The sequence below is a fragment of the Pseudoduganella sp. OTU4001 genome, from assembly GCF_038440195.1.
GTDB lineage: Bacteria > Pseudomonadota > Gammaproteobacteria > Burkholderiales > Burkholderiaceae_D > Rugamonas.
The window spans coordinates 1-20,450 of the sequence record NZ_JASATG010000025.1; the positions used below are offsets into that span (position 1 = coordinate 1).

Annotated in this window: 23 protein-coding genes; 14 read left to right on the forward strand and 9 right to left on the reverse strand. The window is 62.7% G+C overall.

Annotated elements, in window-relative coordinates; genetic code table 11:
* From AAHE99_RS19525 to bufB, 5 genes are all read left to right on the forward strand, one after another.
* Positions 1-399: general secretion pathway protein GspB (locus tag AAHE99_RS19525; RefSeq protein WP_342119024.1), on the forward strand; the 399-nt coding region annotated here is incomplete at its 5' end.
* On the forward strand, positions 396-920 hold the full coding sequence (mobB, locus tag AAHE99_RS19530; protein ID WP_342119025.1) for a molybdopterin-guanine dinucleotide biosynthesis protein B: 525 nt from the start codon (positions 396-398) through the stop codon (positions 918-920). The genes AAHE99_RS19525 and mobB, both read left to right, overlap by 4 nt.
* Positions 921-972: 52 nt before the next feature.
* Positions 973-1,173, forward strand: a complete 201-nt coding sequence (locus AAHE99_RS19535) for a YjfB family protein (RefSeq protein ID WP_342119026.1) — start codon at positions 973-975, stop codon at positions 1,171-1,173.
* 85 nt (positions 1,174-1,258) lie between these two features.
* Entirely contained in the window at positions 1,259-1,522 is a 264-nt protein-coding gene (locus AAHE99_RS19540; RefSeq protein WP_342119027.1) for a BufA1 family periplasmic bufferin-type metallophore, read from the forward strand.
* A gap of 3 nt (positions 1,523-1,525) precedes the next feature.
* Complete coding sequence (gene bufB, locus AAHE99_RS19545) at positions 1,526-3,160, forward strand: MNIO family bufferin maturase (RefSeq protein WP_342119028.1); 1,635 nt, start codon at positions 1,526-1,528, stop codon at positions 3,158-3,160.
* Here bufB and AAHE99_RS19550 read toward each other — a convergent pair.
* The 3 genes from AAHE99_RS19550 to fumC are packed head-to-tail and all read right to left on the reverse strand — an operon-like array spanning position 3,140 to position 5,133.
* A complete protein-coding gene (locus AAHE99_RS19550) occupies positions 3,140-3,427 on the reverse strand; it encodes a DUF883 domain-containing protein (protein WP_342119029.1) in 288 nt (95 codons plus the stop codon). The genes bufB and AAHE99_RS19550 overlap by 21 nt on opposite strands.
* 25 nt (positions 3,428-3,452) lie before the next feature.
* Positions 3,453-3,683, reverse strand: coding sequence for an RNA-binding S4 domain-containing protein (locus tag AAHE99_RS19555; RefSeq protein ID WP_342119030.1), 231 nt, complete (start codon positions 3,681-3,683; stop codon positions 3,453-3,455).
* 52 nt (positions 3,684-3,735) lie between these two features.
* Positions 3,736-5,133: a class II fumarate hydratase gene (gene fumC, locus AAHE99_RS19560; RefSeq protein WP_342119031.1), complete on the reverse strand. Its 1,398-nt coding sequence runs from the start codon at positions 5,131-5,133 to the stop codon at positions 3,736-3,738.
* A gap of 125 nt (positions 5,134-5,258) precedes the next feature.
* On the opposite strand from fumC, the gene AAHE99_RS19565 reads away from it, so the two are divergent.
* Positions 5,259-6,368, forward strand: a complete 1,110-nt coding sequence (locus AAHE99_RS19565; protein WP_342119032.1) for a type IV pilus assembly protein FimV — start codon at positions 5,259-5,261, stop codon at positions 6,366-6,368.
* Between the two features lie 369 nt (positions 6,369-6,737).
* Here AAHE99_RS19565 and AAHE99_RS19570 read toward each other — a convergent pair whose 3' ends face one another.
* Complete coding sequence (locus tag AAHE99_RS19570; protein WP_342119033.1) at positions 6,738-7,001, reverse strand: flagellar protein FliT; 264 nt, start codon at positions 6,999-7,001, stop codon at positions 6,738-6,740.
* Positions 7,002-7,154: 153 nt separating this feature from the next.
* Positions 7,155-7,970: an HDOD domain-containing protein gene (locus AAHE99_RS19575; RefSeq protein ID WP_342119034.1), complete on the reverse strand. Its 816-nt coding sequence runs from the start codon at positions 7,968-7,970 to the stop codon at positions 7,155-7,157.
* Between the two features lie 235 nt (positions 7,971-8,205).
* Between AAHE99_RS19575 and AAHE99_RS19580 the strand changes: the two genes are divergently transcribed.
* The 3 genes from AAHE99_RS19580 to AAHE99_RS19590 all read left to right on the forward strand — a co-directional run bounded on the left by AAHE99_RS19580 (position 8,206) and on the right by AAHE99_RS19590 (position 11,161).
* Entirely contained in the window at positions 8,206-10,260 is a 2,055-nt protein-coding gene (locus tag AAHE99_RS19580) for a M13 family metallopeptidase (protein WP_342119035.1), read from the forward strand.
* A gap of 9 nt (positions 10,261-10,269) precedes the next feature.
* On the forward strand, positions 10,270-10,884 hold the full coding sequence (locus tag AAHE99_RS19585; protein ID WP_342119036.1) for a class I SAM-dependent methyltransferase: 615 nt from the start codon (positions 10,270-10,272) through the stop codon (positions 10,882-10,884).
* A gap of 70 nt (positions 10,885-10,954) precedes the next feature.
* Positions 10,955-11,161, forward strand: a complete 207-nt coding sequence (locus tag AAHE99_RS19590) for a CsbD family protein (protein WP_342119037.1) — start codon at positions 10,955-10,957, stop codon at positions 11,159-11,161.
* Between the two features lie 750 nt (positions 11,162-11,911).
* Here the strand turns inward: AAHE99_RS19590 and AAHE99_RS19595 are convergent.
* The gene (locus tag AAHE99_RS19595) at positions 11,912-14,128 is read right to left on the reverse strand and encodes a S9 family peptidase (RefSeq protein ID WP_342119038.1); all 2,217 of its coding nucleotides are present in this window, start codon (positions 14,126-14,128) and stop codon (positions 11,912-11,914) included.
* A gap of 80 nt (positions 14,129-14,208) precedes the next feature.
* Positions 14,209-15,576 (reverse strand): MATE family efflux transporter, encoded by a 1,368-nt coding sequence (locus AAHE99_RS19600; RefSeq protein WP_342119039.1) that lies wholly within the window; start codon positions 15,574-15,576, stop codon positions 14,209-14,211.
* A 91-nt stretch (positions 15,577-15,667) separates the two neighbouring features.
* On the opposite strand from AAHE99_RS19600, the gene AAHE99_RS19605 reads away from it, so the two are divergent.
* From AAHE99_RS19605 to AAHE99_RS19615, 3 genes are read left to right on the forward strand one after another with little or no spacing between them, the layout of a single operon-like run.
* Positions 15,668-16,363 (forward strand): beta/gamma crystallin-related protein, encoded by a 696-nt coding sequence (locus tag AAHE99_RS19605; RefSeq protein WP_342119040.1) that lies wholly within the window; start codon positions 15,668-15,670, stop codon positions 16,361-16,363.
* Positions 16,364-16,405: 42 nt separating this feature from the next.
* Entirely contained in the window at positions 16,406-17,272 is an 867-nt protein-coding gene (locus AAHE99_RS19610; protein WP_342119041.1) for a DnaJ C-terminal domain-containing protein, read from the forward strand.
* Between the two features lie 12 nt (positions 17,273-17,284).
* On the forward strand, positions 17,285-17,572 hold the full coding sequence (locus tag AAHE99_RS19615; protein ID WP_342119042.1) for a MerR family transcriptional regulator: 288 nt from the start codon (positions 17,285-17,287) through the stop codon (positions 17,570-17,572).
* Between the two features lie 15 nt (positions 17,573-17,587).
* On the opposite strand, the gene AAHE99_RS19620 is transcribed toward AAHE99_RS19615, so the two are convergent.
* Together AAHE99_RS19620 and AAHE99_RS19625 are read right to left on the reverse strand one after the other, a co-directional pair.
* Complete coding sequence (locus tag AAHE99_RS19620) at positions 17,588-17,863, reverse strand: hypothetical protein (protein ID WP_342119043.1); 276 nt, start codon at positions 17,861-17,863, stop codon at positions 17,588-17,590.
* A 94-nt stretch (positions 17,864-17,957) separates the two neighbouring features.
* Positions 17,958-18,875 carry a LysR family transcriptional regulator gene (locus tag AAHE99_RS19625; protein WP_342119044.1) on the reverse strand — a complete coding sequence of 306 codons (918 nt, stop codon included), beginning with the start codon at positions 18,873-18,875 and terminating at the stop codon, positions 17,958-17,960.
* 102 nt (positions 18,876-18,977) lie between these two features.
* Between AAHE99_RS19625 and AAHE99_RS19630 the strand changes: the two genes are divergently transcribed.
* Both AAHE99_RS19630 and AAHE99_RS19635 read left to right on the forward strand, forming a co-directional pair.
* Positions 18,978-19,592, forward strand: coding sequence for an FMN-dependent NADH-azoreductase (locus tag AAHE99_RS19630; protein ID WP_342119045.1), 615 nt, complete (start codon positions 18,978-18,980; stop codon positions 19,590-19,592).
* A 29-nt stretch (positions 19,593-19,621) separates the two neighbouring features.
* The gene (locus tag AAHE99_RS19635) at positions 19,622-20,449 is read left to right on the forward strand and encodes a cysteine hydrolase (protein WP_342119046.1); all 828 of its coding nucleotides are present in this window, start codon (positions 19,622-19,624) and stop codon (positions 20,447-20,449) included.
* The last annotated feature ends 1 nt before the right edge of the window (position 20,450 follow it).

The following is a 20,450-nucleotide window of genomic DNA, read 5'->3' on the forward strand; positions in this document are numbered from 1 at the left end:
GCCTCCTCCACGGCGGTCGCTGTGCGCTCCCCAGCACCGACCGTGGCCGCTGCGACGAGGCCGGCCGCCCTGGATAGCGCAAGTGGCGCCAGTGCAGCGCCAAAGCGTGCAGCTGACGTGCCAGTGGCGAGCCAGCCCACAGCTGCTGTCCCAGCTGCGCCGCCCGAAGAGCACCTCCAATCCCTGCAAGACCTCCCCGAACCGATCCAGCGCGCCATCCCGCAGATCGCCCTGGGAGGCTATATGTATTCCAAGAACCCGGCAGACCGCCTGCTACTGATAGACAAAGTCTTGCGTAAGGAAGGGGAGGAGGTCGCCCCCGGCCTGCTGCTGGAAAAGCTCCAGCCCAAGCAAGCCGTATTCAGTTTCCGTGGCTACCGCTATCGAGTGCCGTTATGAGCAGCAAGAAGCAGAATGTCCTTGGCGTAACCGGCCCGTCCGGCAGCGGCAAAACCACCTTGATCGAGTACCTGGTCGGCGCCCTGGCCGAGCGCGGCTGGAAGGTCAACGTCATCAAGCACAGCCACCACGACTTCGAACTCGAGCCACCCCGCAAGGACAGCGCCCGCTTCCGCCACGCCGGCGCCGCCGAGGTGATGATCGCCTCGCCCTACCGCTTCGCCATCATCCACGAACTGCGCGGCGCCGAGGAACCTGGCTGCGACGAGCAGTTGGCAAGACTGCAACCCGCCGACCTGACCCTGGTCGAAGGCTTCCACGCATGGCAAATCGACAAGCTGGAAGTCTACCGCCCCATCATCGGCCAGCAGCCGCGTTACCTGGACGACCACAGCATCGTCGCCATCGCCTCCGACCAGCCCGCCCCGCACGACTTGCCGCCGCGTCTGCAATGGCTCGACCTGAACCGTCCCGACAGCGTGCTGGCCTGGCTGGTAAAAAAAATCCCGCGCCAAGCCTAAAGTTCCCCGCAACTCGTCCGTAAATCTAGATAAGTACAAGTGGGAGGATAATATGGACGTAGCAAGCATTGCCAAAGCAGCAACAACGATCGCCGAGACGAGCAATCGTGTCGAAGTCGGTTACGCCGTGCTGAAAAAGGCGCAGGACGTCCAGGCATCCAGCGCCGAAGCGCTGATTGAAGCCATCCCGCCAGCGCCAGCCGCCAGCAACCTGCCATCGCACCTGGGCCAGAACATCAACACCACCGCCTGACCGGCACGCCGTCCGGGCCGCAAGCACCCGCCGCACCGTCACCGGTGCCAGCGGGTTTTTTTTATCACCAAGAGAGGAGACCTACATGAAAAACCGCCAAGCCCTGATCGCCGCCGCACTGGCCACCGTGTGCGCCACCGCCAGCACGACCGCCGCCGCAGCACAGGACAAACCGGCTGAAAAAGAAAAGTGCTACGGCGTCGCCAAGGCCGGCCAGAACGACTGCGCCACCGGCACCCACGGCTGCTCGAACCAGGCCAAGAGCGACAATATGGCTTCCGAATGGAAGTACGTCGCCAAAGGCACCTGCGAAAAAGCCGGCGGCAAGACCACCCCTCCAGCCAAGTAATCGATGGCGCGTGCCCCAAAGCTGGCTGGCGCCGGCATCGGATTGCGGGCACCGCACTACCGCCAATTCCTCGAGCAGCGGCCGAATGCCGCCTGGCTCGAGGTCCACACTGAAAACTACCTCGACCAGGCCGGCGGCGACTTCCATGTGCTGCAAGAGCTGCGGCGCGACTATGCCATCAGCCTGCACGGCGTCGGCCTCGGCCTCGGCTCCGCGCGCGGCTTCAGCAGCAGCCACCTGGAACGGGTAGCCAGCCTCGCAAAACGTATCGAACCCGCCCTGGTATCCGAGCACCTGTGCTGGGGCGCCGTGTTCGACCGCCACCTGAACGACCTGCTGCCGCTGGCGCTGAACCACGCCGCCCTCGACCTGCTCGAAGAGCGGGTAGGGCGCATGCAGGACGCCCTTGGCCACGCCATCCTGCTGGAAAACGTCTCAAGCTTCGTCCGCTTTGCCGACGACGCCATGAGCGAAGCCGAATTCATGGCCGCCCTGGCGCGCCGCACCGGATGCGGCCTGCTGCTGGACGTCAACAACCTCTATGTCAACCAGTGCAACCACGAAGAAGACGCCTTAGCCGCGTTGGCAGCGATCGAGATCGGCACGGTAGGCGAAATCCACCTCGCCGGCCACCTGGTCACCCCTGACGCCGTGGTCGACCACCACGGCGCCCGAGTCGCAGCCCCCGTCTGGCGCTTATATGAGGCTGCGTTAGCCCGCTTCGGCGCCGTCCCCACCCTGATCGAATGGGACACCGACATCCCCGCCCTCGAAGTCCTGCTCGACGAAGCCGCCCAAGCCACCGCCATCGCAGCTAACTTTCCAGCAACAAATGTCCACTTTGGGGTCAGGACGGTCCGGCGCCCCGGCGAAAGTGGACATTTATTTCTGGGCGGCAGTGATGCGTTGGCGGAACAGCAGCAGGCGTTTGCAGATGCGCTATTTGCGCCGGAAGCTGACGCGGGGTTGCAGCTTAAGCACGCCGAACGTTTCGGCCTCTACCGTGGCAACCTGACTTCGACCTGGAACAAGGCGCTGGCTGCCGCCTATCCCGTCATCGCCCAACTGGTGGGAGAGGAATTCTTCGCCGCCCTGGCCCGCGAGTACGGCCGCGCCCACCCCTCCGATAGCGGCGACCTGAACCGCTTTGGCGCCGATTTCGAGCAATTCCTGCGCAGCTTCCCGCACGTGCAAGATTTGCCCTACCTGCCCGACATGGCCCGCCTCGAGTGGCAATTGCACCGCATCCACTACGCCGTCCACGAACCAGCGCTGAGCGCGTCAGACATCAACCCGCAAACGGTGCAAGAGCAGGCCTTCGCCTGGCAGCGCACAGCCCAGTTGTTCGAGTCCGAGTGGGCCGTGGTTCAGCTATGGCTCGCACACCAGCCTGCCAGCGCCGTCGACTTCCCTCAGGATATGCGAAGCCCGAGCCGCGCCTTGCTCAGCCGCCCGCAATGGACTGCCCAGCTCACGCCGCTGCAAGCGCCGGAACACGCAGCGCTTCATGCGCTCAAAGATGGGAAAACAATCGGCGCCGCCCTGGACGCCGCTTTTGCGCTGGATGAAGAGTTCAGCGTCGCCGCCAGCCTCCAGCAATGGCTGCAGCAGCAAACCCTAGTAAAACGCCCGCATTAACTTGGCTTCACCGGACAGATCCCGGTGCAACATATTGGCGCGATGGGTTGCTTCGATCATGCGCAGGAGCTGCGCATCCTCACAGCGCTCAAGCTCTTCATTTGCCGTCAGCAAGGCCTGGGCAAGCTTGGCGCGCGCGGCCTGATACAGCACGCTGGTGTAATGGTCGGTATTCTTGAGCAGTTCCTCAGCGTTTTCGATCACCTGGCGCAGGTCACCAATCAGCTGTTCCTGGGTCTGCATTTGCTTCTGGTCGGGACCGTCCATGATGCCCCCCTCCGCGCGGGTTCAATCAGGCTGCACCACCCTCGGCATGGACGTCGATTTGCACGTCGCCCAGGCGCACACGCTGGCCCGCCCGGATTTTTGCCGTCTTGCGCAACTCCTGCTTACCGTCGACTTTGACGTCGCCGCTGGCTACGATCTGCTTGCCGGCGCCGCCGCTGTCGCACAGGCCTACCACTTTCAGGAGCTGGTTCAGCTCGATGTACTCGCCTGTCAATTCGAAATCTACTTTCTGCATTTTAATCCTCTTTCTGTTGGGCTGGCGCCGGGTGTTGTATTTCTGTTTGGCATTAACCCTTGCCGCCGGGCTTGGTCATTTCCAGTGGAACAATCCACTCATTGAACTGGGTTTCGTTCACAAAACCCAGGGCCAAGGCGGCTTCTTTCAATGTACTACCTTCGTGCTGCGCCTTCTTCGCAATTTGCGCGGCGCGATCATACCCGATATGCGGCGCCAGCGCGGTAACCAGCATCAGCGAGCGCTCCATCAGCTCGGCGATGCGGCCCAGGTTGGGTTCGATGCCATGGGCGCAATGTTCGTCGAAACTGCGCATGCCATCGGCCAGCAAGCGCGCACTTTGCAGGAAGTTGTGGGCAATGAGCGGCTTGAAGACATTCAGCTCGAAGTTGCCGGAAGCGCCGCCCATGGTGATTGCCACATCGTTGCCGAACACCTGGCAGCACAGCATGGTCAGCGCTTCGCTCTGGGTCGGGTTGACCTTGCCGGGCATGATGGAGCTGCCTGGCTCGTTCTCCGGGATGGTGATTTCGCCCAGGCCCGAGCGCGGGCCGGACGCCATCCAGCGCACATCGTTGGCCAGCTTCATCAGGGCGGTAGCCAGGGTTTTCAGGGCGCCGTGGGCGGAAACCAGGGCGTCGTGCCCGGCCAGGGCGGCGAATTTGTTGTCGGCGGTGCGGAAGGGCAGTTTCAGCCGGCTGGCCAGTTCCGCAGCGATGCGCGTCGCGTACTCCGGATGGGAATTCAGGCCGGTGCCAACCGCCGTGCCGCCTGCCGCCAGTTCCAGCACGGCGGGCAGGGCTGCTTCGATGGCTTTTTCAGCGTAATCCAGCTGGGCCACGTAACCGGAAAACTCCTGGCCCAGGGTGAGCGGTGTGGCGTCCTGCAGGTGGGTGCGGCCGATTTTGACGATGCCTTCGAATGCCCGGGCCTTCTCCTGCAGCGTGGCGCGCAGCTGGCGCAGCGCCGGCAGCACATTGCCGGCTACCGCTTGCGCTGCCGCCACGTGCATGGCAGTCGGGAAGATGTCGTTTGACGACTGGCCCTTGTTCACGTCGTCATTCGGATGCAGCTTGCGGCCATCGCCGCGCTCGCCGCCCAATAGTTCGGACGCGCGGTTGGCGAGTACTTCGTTCATATTCATATTGGACTGGGTGCCGGAGCCGGTCTGCCAAACCGCCAGCGGGAATTCGCCGGCATGCTGGCCGGCCAGGACTTCGTCGGCAGCCTGCATGATGGCATTGGCCTTGGCGCCATCCAGTACCCCGAGATCGACGTTGACCTTGGCGGCGGCGCGCTTCACGCTGGCAAGCGCAGCGATCAGTTCAGGGGGCATGCGTTCGCTTGAAATGCGGAAGTGCTCCAGCGAACGCTGGGTCTGGGCGCCCCACAACTGGCTGGCGGGAACTTCAATCGGGCCAAAGCTGTCGCGCTCGGTTCTGCTGTCCATGTGTGCTCCAGGGGTGGGGAGTGATGTCATGATTCTAACGCCATTAGCGCGCTAGCTCTGCCGGGCCTACAAAAATGGGATTTTTCGCCGTTAATGAATACATTACGGAAATAGACCTGTTCTCCATGCTAAGCAAACGAAAGACCTTAGGCGCGCTGGCGCTGCTTGTCGCCACCCTGTGCGGCCCGGCGCATGCCGCTGAACTGGGCGAGGTGAAGGTCAATTCGTTCATTGGCCAGCAGTTATCCGCGGACATCGAGCTGGTGGATCTGACGCCGGCCGATCTGGCGGAAATCCAGGCCAAGCTTGCCAACCCGGATGTGTTCAAAGGCGCAGGGCTGGGTGTGCCGCCGGTGCTGGGCGGCCTGTATATCTCCGTCGCCAAGCGCGATGAGCGCCGTTTCCTGCACCTGACGACACTGCAGCCAGTGAACAGTGAGGCGCTGCACCTGTTCCTGGAATTGACTAGCGGCGGCCGCCAGGTCATCCGCGCGGCCACGCTGTGGCTGACGCCGGAGCCGCCAGCACAGCGCGTGGCGCGCACGGTGGCGACGCCGGCTGCCGCGCGTATGCCGCTCACTTCGCCTGTGCCGGAAGGCGGCGAAGCAGCCATGAGTGCAGCCGCCGAGCGCGCATTCGCAGCCCGCAAGGCAGTCGCGCCTGCACCTTCACCGATCGCCGCCAAGTCCGAGCAGCCCAGAACCGTTGTAAAGCCCGCGCAGGCACTGCAAGCTGTTCCGCCCGCGCCGGCAAAAGCGGCGCCGCCGACCCCGGCCCCGGTCGCCGCAGCTGCAGCGCCGGCCGAGGCATGCGTACCCGCCCAGGTCGAAGCCCAGATCCAGCAATGCCAGGCCATGACCGGCAAGCTGGTGGACCTGGAAGGCAAAGTCCAGCGACTACAGCAAGCGCTCACCGCTCCAGCGCCCGCTCTGCCTCCAGCGCCGGCCAAGGCAGCGGCTGCACTCGTGAAATCCGAAGCGCCAGCCAAGCCAGGCGCCACACCAGTCAAGCCCGGTAAGCCTGGCGTAACAGGCGAACTGGAAGCCAAATCCCGCACCAGCATGATCATGATGGCGGTCGGCGGACTGGCAGGCTTGGCCGCATTGGGCGGCGTAATCTACTTCCTGCGCAAGCGGCGAGGGCAGGGGCCGCTGAAAATCTGGCAATCCTTCCGCAAGAAAGAGGAGCCGCCAGCTGAAGAGCCTACTATGGAAGAAGCAACTGCCCAGGGGTAACAGCCGTTGCTTTTATGCGCTAGACAATTTTTTTTGAACTGCGATATACTGGGCTCACACAGGCGAGGTTCTGCCGCAGTCACCACCGATAGCGTGACGCGACCCGCAGAGCGACGTTGACGAAACGACCCCGCCTGGAAGCTGTTCATAGCCGACTGAGGCGATATGAACGCCGGGTGCAACCGGCGCTGAGGCGACACCAGGAGATACCTGGTGCTCGCCCCTCCCAATTCCTCGAAGGCGCCCCAAGCGGGCGCCTTTTTCATTCCAGAAATTTTTGTCCTTATTCGTTCCTGACCCCAAAGTGGACAAAAGTGGCGAAAAAGAAAAAAGCGCCCGGAGGCGCTTTATCTTCTGCGGGGCAGGGAATTAGCCGTTCAGGCGGCTCTGCCATGGCTCGGTGACTTCGCGGATGGCGCGGTCGTTGGCCAGGATTTGTTTCAGCAGGTCAATCTTGCGCTGGCGGGCATCGCCTTGCAGCGGCGCGGCGCCACCCATCAGGGCTACCGAGGCTGCGGCACATTGGTTTTCCATGCGGTCGAGCGAATCCCAGTCGCTGGATTGCGCGGCCATCACCATCTGATTGGTCAAACCGGCAATTTTTTCGTAGGTTGCGAGGACTTCAGAGGTCATTTTGAGCCTTGGATTCTGGGCGCGGAGTACCGCATGTCAGGATTTACGTCAGGCTCGGCAGGAACTTTAGGGTTTTTTGAAAAAAAAATTAAAAAAGCCGTTGCGCCCCCATCCCAAGGGCGGCAACGGCCAGGAGCTAAGCGAAAAACTTGTTTATTTGATCAGTTCTTCCAGGCCTGCGCTCAGTTCGTCCAGCGATGGCATCTGGTCGATCAGGGCATTGTCTTCCAGGCCCAGCAGGTCGGCGACTTCGGTCGGGTAGCAGGCGGCGATTTCGTCCGGGGTCAGCTTGTTTTCATCGACGCGGGCGCGCCAGGCGGCCAGGTGGATGACGGCGGCCAGCAAGTCGTCGCCCGGATGAGGGAAGGCGGCAATGGTTTCGGAGAACGCTGGCGGGAACTTCCAGCGGCGGGCCAGTTCGGCGCCGACGTCGGCGAAGTTGTAGCCCAGCGAGGCTTGCTCGGCATCCAGGCGGCGCGCGTCGAGCGGGCCGGCCACGTGGTCCAGCGCAATCGCCTGCTCGGGCATGGCGGCGTGGATTACCAGCTGGCCAATCGCGTGCATCATGCCGATGGTGAAGGCGAGGTCGGTGTTCTGTTTGCAGGCCTTGGCGATGAACTTGGCGCCCACCGCAGTGCGCAGGCTGTAGCGCCAGAACTGGCGCAGGTCGAGGCCGGGCACGGTCTTGAAGCCGCTCACCAGGCCGGAGCTGATCACCAGCGTGCGCACGGTGACAAAGCCCAGCATCAGCACGGCGTCTTCCACGGTGCCGATCGAGCGCGAGACATGGTAATAGGCGGAATTGGCCAGGCGTAGCAGTTTGGCGCTCAGCACCGGGTCGGCCGACAGTTTCTTGGCGATCTCTTCGGTGGAGACGCTGGCCTTGTCGAAGCTGCTGATCAATTCGTCAACAACCTTCGGCGCAGTAGGCAACGCTGTCGGGTTCTGGAACAGGGCTTCGAGCTTCATGGAAAGTCTCCTTTTTGATAGGCGTTGCTGTAAGTGAACTATAAAGCCATTCCAGAGGGGAGTGCAGCAAGTTTTTAACATTCGTTGGCATTGCTGCACAGCATTCCTCGATTTTTGCATCTGATCCTCGAAATTTGCAGTCTGTCGCACAGCGGCCATGTCATGGCCGAGTTGCCGCTAGAGTGCAGGCTGGCTTATTCCGCCATAAATAATTACGAGAGATAGGGATACAACAATGCATGCAACCACACGCGTAACGCCACTCAAGCTGGCCCTTACCCTGGCCTTCTGCGGCGCCACCATGGGCCTGGCCCCGGCAATCGCCCAACAGGCGGCGCCGGCCCAGGCTGCGCCAGTACAGGCAGCGGCCGCGCCGCTGCCGGGCGATGATTTCTTTGGCTATGTGAATGCCGACTGGCTGGCCAAGACCGAGATCCCGGCCGATAAAGGCAGCTGGGGCGCCGGTTCCGCGCTGGGCGATGAAACCAACGCCCGCATCGTTAAACTGATTGAAGAAACCGCCGCCAGGAACCCGGCCGGCGATGCGCGCCGCGTGACGGACTTCTACCGCGCCTTCATGGATGAAGCGGCAATCGAAGCCGCCGGTACCGCTTCGCTGATGCCGGAGTTGAAGAAGATCGATGCGATCAAGGATAAGGAGGCCCTGGTGCACGCCCTGGGCGCCAGCCTGCGCGCCGATGTGGATCCGCTGAACGCGACCAATTTCTACACCGAGAACATCTTCGGCATGTGGTTCGCGCAGGGCCTGAATGACCCGCACCATTACGTTCCCTACATCCTGCAGGGCGGCCTGGGCATGCCTGACCGTGCCTTCTACCTGGACGACACCCCGCGCATGGGCCAGCTGCGCACCGCTTACCAGGCCCACATCGCCGCCATGATGAAGCTGGCCGGCTACAGCGAGCCGGAAACCCGCGCTGCGCGCGTGTTCGAACTGGAAAAGAAGATCGCCCAGTCGCACGGCAGCCGCGAAGATTCGGCCGATATCCAGAAGGCCAACAACCTGTGGACCATGAAAGACTTCAGCGCCAAGGCGCCGGGCATGGATTGGAAGGCTTTCTTCCGCGCCGCCGGCCTGGGCAAGCAGGGCAAGTTCATGGTCTACCATCCGAGCGCGATCACTGGCGCGGCGGCCCTGGTCAATGAAATGCCGCTGCAGGCCTGGAAGGACTTCCTGGCCTTCCACACCGTCAACCACTTCGGCAATTCGCTGCCGAAAGCCTTCGTCGACCAGCGCTTTGAATTCTATGGCCGCACCATGAACGGTACGCCGCAGCTGTCGCCACGCTGGAAGCGCGGCCTGAGTGCGGTCAATAACGCGGTGCCGGATGCTGCGGGCAAGATGTACGTCGAGCGCTACTTCCCGGCGGAAGCCAAGACCCGCTTGCAGGCGATGGTGACCAACATCGTGGCGGCCTTCCACAAGCGCGTTGAGAAGCTGGACTGGATGGCGCCTGCCACTAAGAAGGAAGCGCAGGAAAAGCTGCGCACCCTGTACGTGGGCGTGGGTTATCCGGACAAGTGGACTTCCTACGAAGGCCTGGAAATCAAGCCGAACGACGCCATGGGCAATATGCTGCGCGCGGAGAAGTTCCATTACCGCCAGCAGCTGGCCAAGCTGGGCAAGAAGGTCGATCCGACCGAATGGTGCATGCCGCCGCATGTTGTGAATGCGGTCAATATGCCTATGCAGAATGCGCTGAACTTCCCGGCTGCGATCCTGCAGCCGCCGTTCTTCGATATGAAGGCGTCGGATGCGCATAACTACGGCGCAATCGGCTCTGTGATCGGCCACGAAATCTCCCATAGCTTCGACGACCAGGGCGCCCAGTTCGACTCCAAGGGCCGCCTGCGCGACTGGTGGACCAAGGAAGACGGTGAGCACTTCAAGAAGGGCGCTGCAGCGCTGGTGGCGCAGTACGACGCTTACCAGGCCTTCCCTGACCTGAAGCTGAACGGCACCCTGACCCTGAGCGAAAACCTGGCCGACCTGGCTGGCCTGGCTGCGGCGCTGGATGCCTTCAACGCGGCGTCCGGTGGCAAGGCTTCGCCGGAGCAGGAACGCGCCTTCTTCGCCGGCTTTGCTTCCAGCTGGGCCAACAAGTCGCGCGACGCTTCGCTGCGCAACCAGATCGCTACCGACGGCCACTCGCCGGCCAAGTGGCGCACCTACACCGTGCGTAACCTGGACGATTGGTACAAGGCCTACGACGTGAAGCCGGGCCAGAAGCTGTACCTGGCGCCGGAACAGCGCGTACGCGTCTGGTAAAGTAGGAGGATGGACGACATCGAGCAGATCACCCGGCGCACGCTGGATCATTACGAACGCAACGCGCAAGCCTTCCTGGAGGGGACGCGCGACCACGACGTAAGCCAGAATGTGGCGGCGCTGCTCGATGCGATCGAAGGAACGGCTCCGTTCCGCATCCTCGACCTTGGTTGCGGGCCTGGCCGCGACCTGCGTACTTTCAAGTCCCTCGGGCATGAGCCGGTCGGTGTCGATGGTTCGGCCCGCTTTGTGGAGATGGCGCAAAGCTGGAGTGGCTGTCCCGTGTGGCAGCAGGACTTTGTCGCGCTTGACCTGCCTCCCGCCTCGTTCGATGGCGTGTTCGCCAATGCTTCCCTGTTCCATGTTCCCAGCGCCGCTTTGCCGGGTGTGCTGTTGCGCTTGCACGCGGCCTTGAAGCCGCGTGGTGTGCTGTTCAGCTCCAATCCGCGCGGGCATAACGAGGAGGGCTGGAATGGTCCGCGTTATGGCTGCTATTACGATTACGAAACATGGTCGGCTGTGGTGACTGCGGCCGGCTTCGAACCCGTCACGCACTATTACCGCCCGGCAGGTTTGCCGCGCGAACAGCAGCCGTGGCTGGCTTCAGTCTGGCGTAAATGTTAACGAACGAACAGTGACCGACCCTCACTCTCCGTATGATTTGCTCGTCGCAATCTTTTACGAGGAGCGCATCATGAACAAGGACCAAGTGAAGGGCAAAGCCAAGGAAATTGGCGGCAAGATCCAGGAAGAAACCGGCGAACTGGTCGGTAGCTCGAAACAGCAGGTGAAGGGCGTCGCCAAGCAGGTGGAAGGCAAGCTGCAGAAACAGCGCGGCGACCTGCGCGAAGCCGTCGATGACGCCACGGACGAACTGATCGACCGCGGCAACCGCCAATAACCCCTCCCTCCGGCCGAGCGCACTACGCGCGTTCGGCCTACCGCATCATCAATACCGATCCGATTGCTAGCAGCCCGCTTAAGAGCCCGAGTGCAAACATCCAGTTGACGGTCAATCGATAAGCTCGTTCTCGGTCTTTGATAAATTCAGCGAACCATCGTTTCATGTCGCACCTCCGAGATTCAGTTTGACGGATAAAGCGTCAATTGCAAGCGGGCCCAAGTACTAGGTGCACTGTACCTAGAAGTACGGCGGCAACTGCCAATAGGATTGCCGATGAAACGAAGAGACGAAAATGGGTTAACCAAGCAAGAATGGATTGCGGATTTGGATTTCGAATCGCTACGGGAAACGTCGCGCCGAATACTGCAACTATCCCGGATAGCATCAGCAATGCGACGCAGCCCATAAGCGCAGGGCCTGCCCAGCCAGGCAAGATGTTTTCATGGGTGCGTGCATAAATTTCGTGCGCTGCACTCGAAGAGAATGCTACTGATAGCCACCCGAGTTGCCCGTCCTTCACGGCGCGAACCAGGCGGAGCCTGGACGCAAACGGACCTTGCGGCGCACATATTCTTCCCGCCACAAACAGCAGCAGTAACGGAGCCAAAATTGGCAACAATATGTTAATCGCGATCCAAGCCATGATCTGGACAGTCTAGCCGTCCAGGCCAGGATGCTTTGCGGATGGACAAAGAAAAAGCCCGCCGGCTTGCGCGGGCGGGCTTGGGGCAGGGCGCGGGGCCGTGCTTAGTTCGATTCCGGCTTCAGGTTCTTGCGGAAGAAGGCGTCGATGTAGGTTTGCACGTGGCGCTTGGCGGTGCGCGAGGACACGCCGTGCTTGGCGCCCGGGTAGGTCATCAGCTCGAACTGCACGCCGCGGTTCACCAGGGCGTCGATCATCTTGGTGGTGTTGGTGAACAGCACGTTGTCGTCCGCCATGCCGTGGATCAGCAGCAGCTTCGACTTCAGGCCGTCGACGTGATAGAACACGTTCGACTGCTTGTAGCCTTCCACGTTGGCTTTCGGATGATCCATGAACTGTTCGGTGTAGTGGGTGTCGTACAGGCCCCAGTCGGTCACCGGTGCGCCCGACACACCGGCGGCGATCTTGTCGGAAGCCTGGGACAGCAGGCGCAGGGTCATGAAGCCGCCGTAGCTCCAGCCGTACACGCCGATGCGCTTGGCATCCACGTACGACTGCTTGCCCAGCCACTCAACGCCGGTCAGCTGGTCTTCCACTTCCACCTTGCCCAGGTTGCGGTGGATGGCGTCGGTGAACATGCGTTCGCGGCGCGAGGAGCCGCGGTTATCCAGGCGGAATACCACGTAGCCTTGCTGCGCCATGTACTGGTCGAACTGGCCGCCGTCCCAACGACGGGTCACGTGCTGCGAGTGCGGGCCGCCGTAGGTGGACAGGTAGACAGGGTACTTCTTGTTGGCGTCGAACTTGTACGGCTTGATGATGGAGTAGTACAGGGTCTGGCCATCCTTCGCCTTCATATTGCCGAATTCGACCGGCAGCAGGTCTGGCTTGTACTTGAAGTATGGGTGGGACTCGTTGACTTCATTCTTCTCCAGCCAGCTCACCAGGGTGCCGTCCGGACGGCGGATCGATACCTGCGGCGGGTTGGCAGGATCGGACCAGGTGTCGACAAACACTTCGCCCTGTTTGGAGAAGGAGGCTTCGTGCCAGCCGTCGGCCTGGGTGATGCGCTTTGGCTTGTCGGCGGTGGAGCCGTCCAGCTTCAGCTCATAGACTTGCTTGTCGTAGGCCGCGTCCTTGTTGGCGGACACGTAGATCTTGCCGGATTTTTCGTCCACTGCCAGCACATTGTCGAAGCCCCATTCGCCTTTGGAAATGGCGTGTTTCAGCTTGCCGTCCATGCCGTACAGGTACAGGTGGTTGCGGCCAGTGCGCTCGGACGACCAGATGAAGCCTTTGCCGCTTTCCAGGAAGCGCAGGTCGTCATGGATGGTGGTCCAGGTGTTGGCGGTTTCGGTCAGCACTGCGCGCTGCGCCAGCGAAGTTGCGTCAACCGCGATCAGTTCCAGCTTCTTCTGGTCGCGCGACTGGCGCTGGAAGAACAGCGACTTGGAGTCCTTGCTCCAGTCGGCGCGCACCAGGTAGATGTCCTTCTCGGCGCCCAGGTCGATGTCGCGGATCTCGCCGGAGGCCGGCGACACCACTTTCAGGCCGACGATGGCGTTCTTGTCGCCGGCGGCAGGGTAGCGCTGTTCGACCACGTCGGTGCGGTCGGCGTAGATTTCGAAGCGGCGCGCCACCGGCACCTGCGCTTCGTCGTACCAGCGGAAGGCGATGGCGGAATCGTCCGGCGCCCAGTAGTAGCCGGTGTGCTGGCCCATTTCTTCCTGCGCCACGAATTCGGCTTCGCCGTTATGCACGGTGCCCTTGCCGTCGGTGGTCAGCTGGCGCTCCTTGCCGGTGGCCAGGTCGATCACGTACAGGTTCTGGTTGCGCACGAAGGAAACGTATTTGCCCTTTGGCGAAATCTTCGGATCGATCACGCTGCCGGAAGCGACCAGGCGTGCGCTGTCAGGCTTGGACAGGTCGACCAGGTACAGGTTGCCGGCCAGCGGCACCAGCACTTGCTTGCCGTCCGGCGACCAGCTATAGGAAATGATGCCTTTCAGGGCGGCGGTACGGGCGCGCTCGCGGATCGCTTTTTCCGCATCGGACAGGTTTTCCACCGGGACCAGCGCCTTGGAGTCGACCAGGCGGCGCGTGGTCTTGTCCTTCATATTGTATTCCCACAGGTCCAGCTGGTACTGGTCGTCTTCACGCGCGCGCAGGAAAGTGACGCGGGCGCCATCTGGCGATACTTTGAGGGCGCGTACGCCGGGGCCGGACAGGCCCGGGTCGGCGTGCAGGCGTTCCAGGGTCAGGCGTTCAGCGGAAGCGGAACCGGCAGCCAGGGCGGCCACCAGGGTGAGGATCAAGCGCATTGATATGTCCCGTATGGTTTATTAATGAACCGCAAGACAATACCAGAACCTGCTCCCCTTGAAATTCGGAATGCGGTGGCTTATGCCGTTTTTCCTTCGGCTACGCGGGAATTCGACAGCGTACGCAGGTAGGACGTGAGCAAAATGGCAGCAATCGTCAAACCGAGCACCAGGCCGATCCAGAATCCGCTGGCCGCCATCCCGCGCCACAGGCCCAACAGGCAGCCGACCGGCAGGGCGAACACCCAAAACGCCAGCAGCTGGATCAGCATCGGTCCGCGCGTGACCTTGTAGCCGCGGATCGCGCAGGCCGCCGCCACCTGGGTTGCATCGGACAGCTGGAACAGGGCGGCAAACAGCAGCAGGGTGACGCAGGTGGCTTGCACCGCCACGTCGTTGGTGTAAGCCGCCGCAATCTGGTGGCGGAACAGGGCGATAAAGGCGGCCGACAAGACAGCGAAGGCCAATGACATCCCCATCCCGACCCACGAGGCAGTGCGGGCGCGCTGCGCATCGCCTTCGCCCATGGCCTGGCCGACGCGCGTCACCATGCCGATGCCCAGGCTGAGAGGGACCATGAACACCAGCGAAGAAAAATTCAGCGCGATCTGGTGCGCCGACTGCTCCACCACGCCGAAGCGCGCCACCAGCAGGGCCACCGCGCCGAAGGCGCTGACCTCTGCGAAGTAGGTCACGCCGATCGGCAGGCCAAGGTGCAGCATGGAGCGGATTTCCGGCCAGTGCGGCCATGCCCAGTGCGTGAATGGGTAGGTGCTGCGGTAGGCCGGCGAGATGCGGATCCACGCCAGCATGGCGCCCAGCATCAGCCACATGCAGATGCCGGTCGACACCGCGCAGCCGACGCCGCCCATGGCGGGCAGGCCGAATTTGCCGAAGATGAGCAGCCAGTTGACCAGTACATTGAAGGCCAGGCCGAGCAGGGCGATCACCATCACCGGCTTGGTCTGGTTGATGCTGGCGCTGTAGCCATACAGCGCGCGGTAGCAGGCGAAGGGCGGCAGGCCTATGCTGATAAAGTGGACGAACAGCGACGCGCGCCGGTTCACTTCCGGCGCCAGCTGCAGGTGGTCGAACAGCAGGGTGGCCAGGTTGGCCAGCAGCGCCGCCGCCAGGCCGACGCCGAGCCCTTTCCACAGGCTCTGGCGCACCAGGTGCGGAATGCGGTCGTGGGTGCCGGCGCCGACTTCGTGCGCCACCAGGGTGTTCATGGCCATCATGGTGCCGACCACGGTCACCACCACGATGGACCAGATGGCGGCGCCGGTCGAGACGGCGGCCAGTTCGGCGGCGTTGGTATGGCCGGTCATCGCCACGTCCGCCACCGCCATGCCGACGGTGGCCAATTGTCCGATCAGTACCGGCCAGGCCAATTTCCACAATGCTGTTGCTTCACGGCGTAAATTGGTGGTCGAATACGTGGTCGGCATCTGTTGTTTAGTAGGAATTTGTTACAAGGTAATGTAGTCTATCGCCCTTTGCGCCGCGTTAGAGGTGCAAGGCTAATCTATGGAGCTATTGATGAAGAATACCTTGACTGCCGCTTTCCTGCTGGCGGCTACTTTGGTGGGCCAGGCGGCCACGGCTGGCGAACTGCAACTGTTCTCGCGTGAAGACTTCCGCGGCCAACGTGTGGTGATCGCTGACGGCGCCGCCAACAACTTCAACGATTTCGGTTTCAACGACCGTGCCTCCAGCGTGATCGTGCGTTCCGGCACCTGGGAACTGTGCGAGCACAAGAACTTTGGCGGCCACTGCGCCGTGTTCGAACCCGGCAATTACCCGGATCTGCGCCGCTTCAACAATAACTTCTCGTCCGCACGCGAGATCGATGGCCGCCACGACCGTGGCCAGGGCTATGCGTACGGCCGCGACAACCGTGATTATCGCGACGAGCGCCGCGAAGAGCGCCGTGAGGAACGCTGGCGCGAAGAACGCCGCGACGAACGCCGCTACGAGCGCGAGCGCGGCGATGCGGTTGAGCTGTTCAACGACCTGGGCATGCGCGGTAGCCGCGTCGGCATCAGCCAGGACATCCGCACCCTGCGCGACGTCGGCTTCAACGACAAGGCCAACTCCATGGTGATCCACTACGGCACCTGGGAGATCTGCGAGCATAACGACTACGGCGGCCAGTGCCGCGTGTACGGCCCGGGCCGCTATAACGACCTGCAAGACTTCATCGACCGCATCACGTCCCTGCGCCGTATCCGCTGATCGTTTGCTACGCTATACTCTCCTTTAGCGGGAGGGTATGGCGTGGAATATAAGGATTATTACCACACGCTGGGCGTCGCCAGGACAGCCAGCGATGACGAGATCAAGAAGGCTTACCGCAAGCTGGTCCGTAAATATCATCCGGACGTCAGCAAGGAAGCCGATGCCGACGCCCGCACCAAGGAATTGAACGAAGCTTACGGCGTGCTGGGCGACGCGGAAAAACGCGCCGCCTACGATTCGCTGGGCAGCGGCCAGTACCGCGCCGGCCAGGAATTCCATCCGCCCCCCGAATGGGGCGGGGGCAGTGCCGAAGACTTCTTTGCCGACCTGTTCGCCCAGTTCGGCAACCAGCGCGGTGGCCAGCGCGGTGGCCGGCACGGCTTCCGCATGCGCGGCGAAGACATCCACGCCGTTATCGAAATCAGCCTGTACGATGCCTACCACGGCGCCCAGCGCGAAATCTCGCTTGGCCGCCAGCGCAACCTCAAAGTCACCATCCCGCGCGGCGTTACGGCCGGCCAGCACTTGCGTTTGAACGGGCAGGGCCAGCCCGGAACCAACGGTGCGGAGGCGGGTGACTTGTACCTTGAAATCGCTTTCCAGGCCGACGAGCGCTACCGCATCGAGGGGCGCGATGTGTACGAAAAGGTGCTGATTGCGCCATGGGCGGCTGCCTTGGGCGGAGAGCGTGAGGTGGTTACGCCCTCTGGCCGCGTGACCGTCACCGTGCCGCCCGGTTCGCAGGCAGGGCGCAAGCTGCGCCTGAAGGGGCGCGGCATTCCCGCCGCCGCTGCTGCCGGCGCCGCGGGCGACCTCTACCTGATACTGGAAATCTCCGTGCCGCCGGCTAATACGCCCGCGCGGCGCGCACTGTATGAGCAGATGCAAAGTGAATTTGGCGGATAGGGAGGATGAGTGATGCCTGAGGACGAGTTTTTGGAGGGCGTGCCGCTGGAAAACCAGGCCTTAACACTGGATGAGCTGGCGCGTGCCTGCGCGGTCGAACCGGAGTGGGTGGTGCAGCATGTGCGGCGCGGCATCCTGCTGGATGGACCGTTCACCAGCGTGGACCTGGGGCGGGCGCGCCGGCTGGCCCAGCTGGAGCGCGATTTCGATGCGGATGAGGATTTGGCGGCGCTGGTGGTGGATTTGTGCGATGAAGTGCGCCGCCTCAAATCCCGCCTGCGCGCCGCCGGAATGGCCTGACGGCCAATTGCTGGCTTAACGCTGCTGGTCGCGGCCGCCGCGATTGCCCTGGTCGCCGCGCTGGCCTCCTACATCATCTTCCAGGTCGTCACGACCGCCCTGGCGCCCCCCTTGGCCGATATCGCTTTGCTTGTTGCCGCGGTCCTGGTCCGATTGCTTGTTGCCTTGCTTGTCGCCTTGCTTGTCGACTTGCTTGTCGCCTTGCTGCTGGTTGCCCTGGTCTGGCTGGCCAGCCTGGCCCGCCTGGTTGCGCCAATCGTCGGACTGCTCAGTATCCTTGCGTGGTGTCATGATCTCTCTCCTTTTGTGGGTGAAGCGGAGTCCATGCTAGGCCGATGCCGAGACCACGCCTGTAGGCGCACGCGCCGAGCGCCTGTAGGAATCTTTAGAAAGCGTCGCGCGGCAGCGTATGGTCGAGCTGGACGAAATGCTGGCGCAGCCATTTGCCTGCCGGCCCCAGCTCGTCGTCGCCGCGATGGATGACGAATAGCGGATATTCGAGTTCCTTCATTTCCTGCGTATGCAGGCGCACCAGGCGGCCCTCGGACAGATCGCGCAGGACGGTATGCTCCGGCATATTGCCCCAGCCCAGACCGCCCAGCAGCAGGGCATGCTTGGAACCGAGGTCGCCCAGGCGCCAGTCGCGCAGGCCGGTCACGCCAAAGTCGCGGCCCTCGGTCAGCGGACTGCGGTCGGTCACCACCAGCTGCAAATGCTCGCGCAGCACGGAGGTAGGGATTGGCGCCGCTTCGCTTGCCAGCGCGTGCATCGGCGCGCACACCGGCATCATTTTAACGAAGCCCGCCGCGTGGCGTTCGATATTGGCCGGCACATCGGCCGCCATGCCGGCCACGCCGAGCTGGCAGCGGCGCTCCACTACCATCTGCGCCACGGCGCCCAGCGCCTCGGTACGCAAGCGCAGCGCCACGGTCGGGAATTCGCGCTGGAACTGCTCCAGCGTGCGCACCAGAAGGCAGGTGGGGAACATTACATCGACCACGATCGATACCTCCGCCTCCAGCCCCATGCCCAGGGCCTTGGCGCGCGAGCGCATGCTGTCGACCTTGGTGGCCACCGCGCGCGCATCGGCCAGCAGGGCTTTGCCGGCCTCGGTCAGGGTGGGCTTGCGGGTGCTGCGGTCGAGCAGTTCGATGTTCAGCTGCTCTTCCAGGTTGGCGATGGTGTAGCTGATCACCGACTGGGTGCGGTGCAGGGCGCGTGCGGCATGGGCGAAACCGCCATGGTCGATGACGGCGATAAACACGCGCAGCTGGTCGAGGGTGGGGAGGCCGGGATCTCGCATGATCTATAAAATCGATTATTTATATTCAGATAAAACCTATTTCGTCGATATTAAACCGGTTCTATGATGGCTGCAATCACCAACTTTTACTGGAGCACCATCATGGCAAACGTTCTCTACATCAATAGCAGTGTGCGCAATGCCGGTTCGCTGTCCCGCCAGCTGTCGGCCGAATTCATCGCCAAGTGGAAAGCCGCCAACCCGGCCGACACCGTGGTCGAGCGCGACCTGGCCACCAATCCTGTGCCGCACCTGACCGAACAGATGATGGGCGCCTTCTTCACCCCGGCCGAGCAGCGTAACGCCGAGCAGGCGCACGTCGTGAAAACGTCCGATACCCTGGTGGACGAACTGATCGCCGCCGACGTGGTCGTGATCGGCGCGCCGATGTACAACTTCTCCGTGCCGTCCTCGCTGAAAGCCTGGATCGACCACGTGGCGCGTGCCGGCCGCACTTTCCAGTATGGCGCCAATGGTCCGGAAGGCCTGCTGAAGGGTAAGAAGGTTTACGTCTTCACCGCCAGCGGCGGCGTGTACAGCGAAGGCGCAGCCGTGGCCTACGACCACCTGACCACCTTCCTGCGCACCGTGCTGGGCTTCCTGGGCCTGACCGACGTGCAGTTCATCCGCGCCGAAGGCGTGGCGATGGGCGAACAGGCCGTGGCCGATACCCTGGCCAAGAGCCGCAAGTCGATTGACGAGCTGATCGCTGCGTAAAGAACAGGGCAGGCTGGTATCATGTGGCGATGAAACGCCGCTACCACCTGCTCATCATCGATCCGCAGAATGATTTCTGCGACCTTCCTGCGCCGGCCCAGCCGGCGCTGCCCGTTCCGGGCGCCCACCAGGACATGCTGCGCCTGGCGCGCCTGATTGGACAGGGCGGGGCCGGGCTGACCGACATCACCGTCACGCTCGACTCGCACCACCGCTACGACGTGGCGCATCCCACCTTCTGGCGCAGCGCTGACGGCGCCGCACCCGTCCCGTTCACGCAGATCGCCGCCGCCGATGTGCGGGCAGGGCGCTTCCTGCCGCGCGATGCCGCCGCTTTGCCGCGCGTGCTGTCTTACCTCGATACGCTGGAAGCTGCCGGCCGCTACCAGCTGATGGTCTGGCCCGTCCACTGCGAAATCGGCAGTTGGGGCCACAATGTGCACGATGCCGTGCGCAGCGCCTACAACGCCTGGGAGGAAGAGCGCCACGCGGTAGTGGCCAAGGTCGGCAAAGGCTCCAACCCCTGGACCGAGCACTACTCCGCCGTAATGGCCGAAGTGCCCGATCCCACCGACCCCGCCTCGCAACTGAACCGCGAACTGATCGCCAGCCTGTCGCAAGCCGACACCATCTACATTACCGGCGAAGCAGGCAGCCATTGCGTAAAAGCGACCACCGAACATATCGCGGACCATATCGATCCGCGCAAGCTGGTGCTGGTGACCGACTGCATGAGCCCTGTGACCGGCTTCGAAGCGCAATACCTGGAGTTCGCACAAGCCATGCAGCGGCGCGGCGCGCGCCTGGCCACGTCGGGCGAAGTGCTGCCGGAATGGCTGGCCAATGCGGAGCATTAAG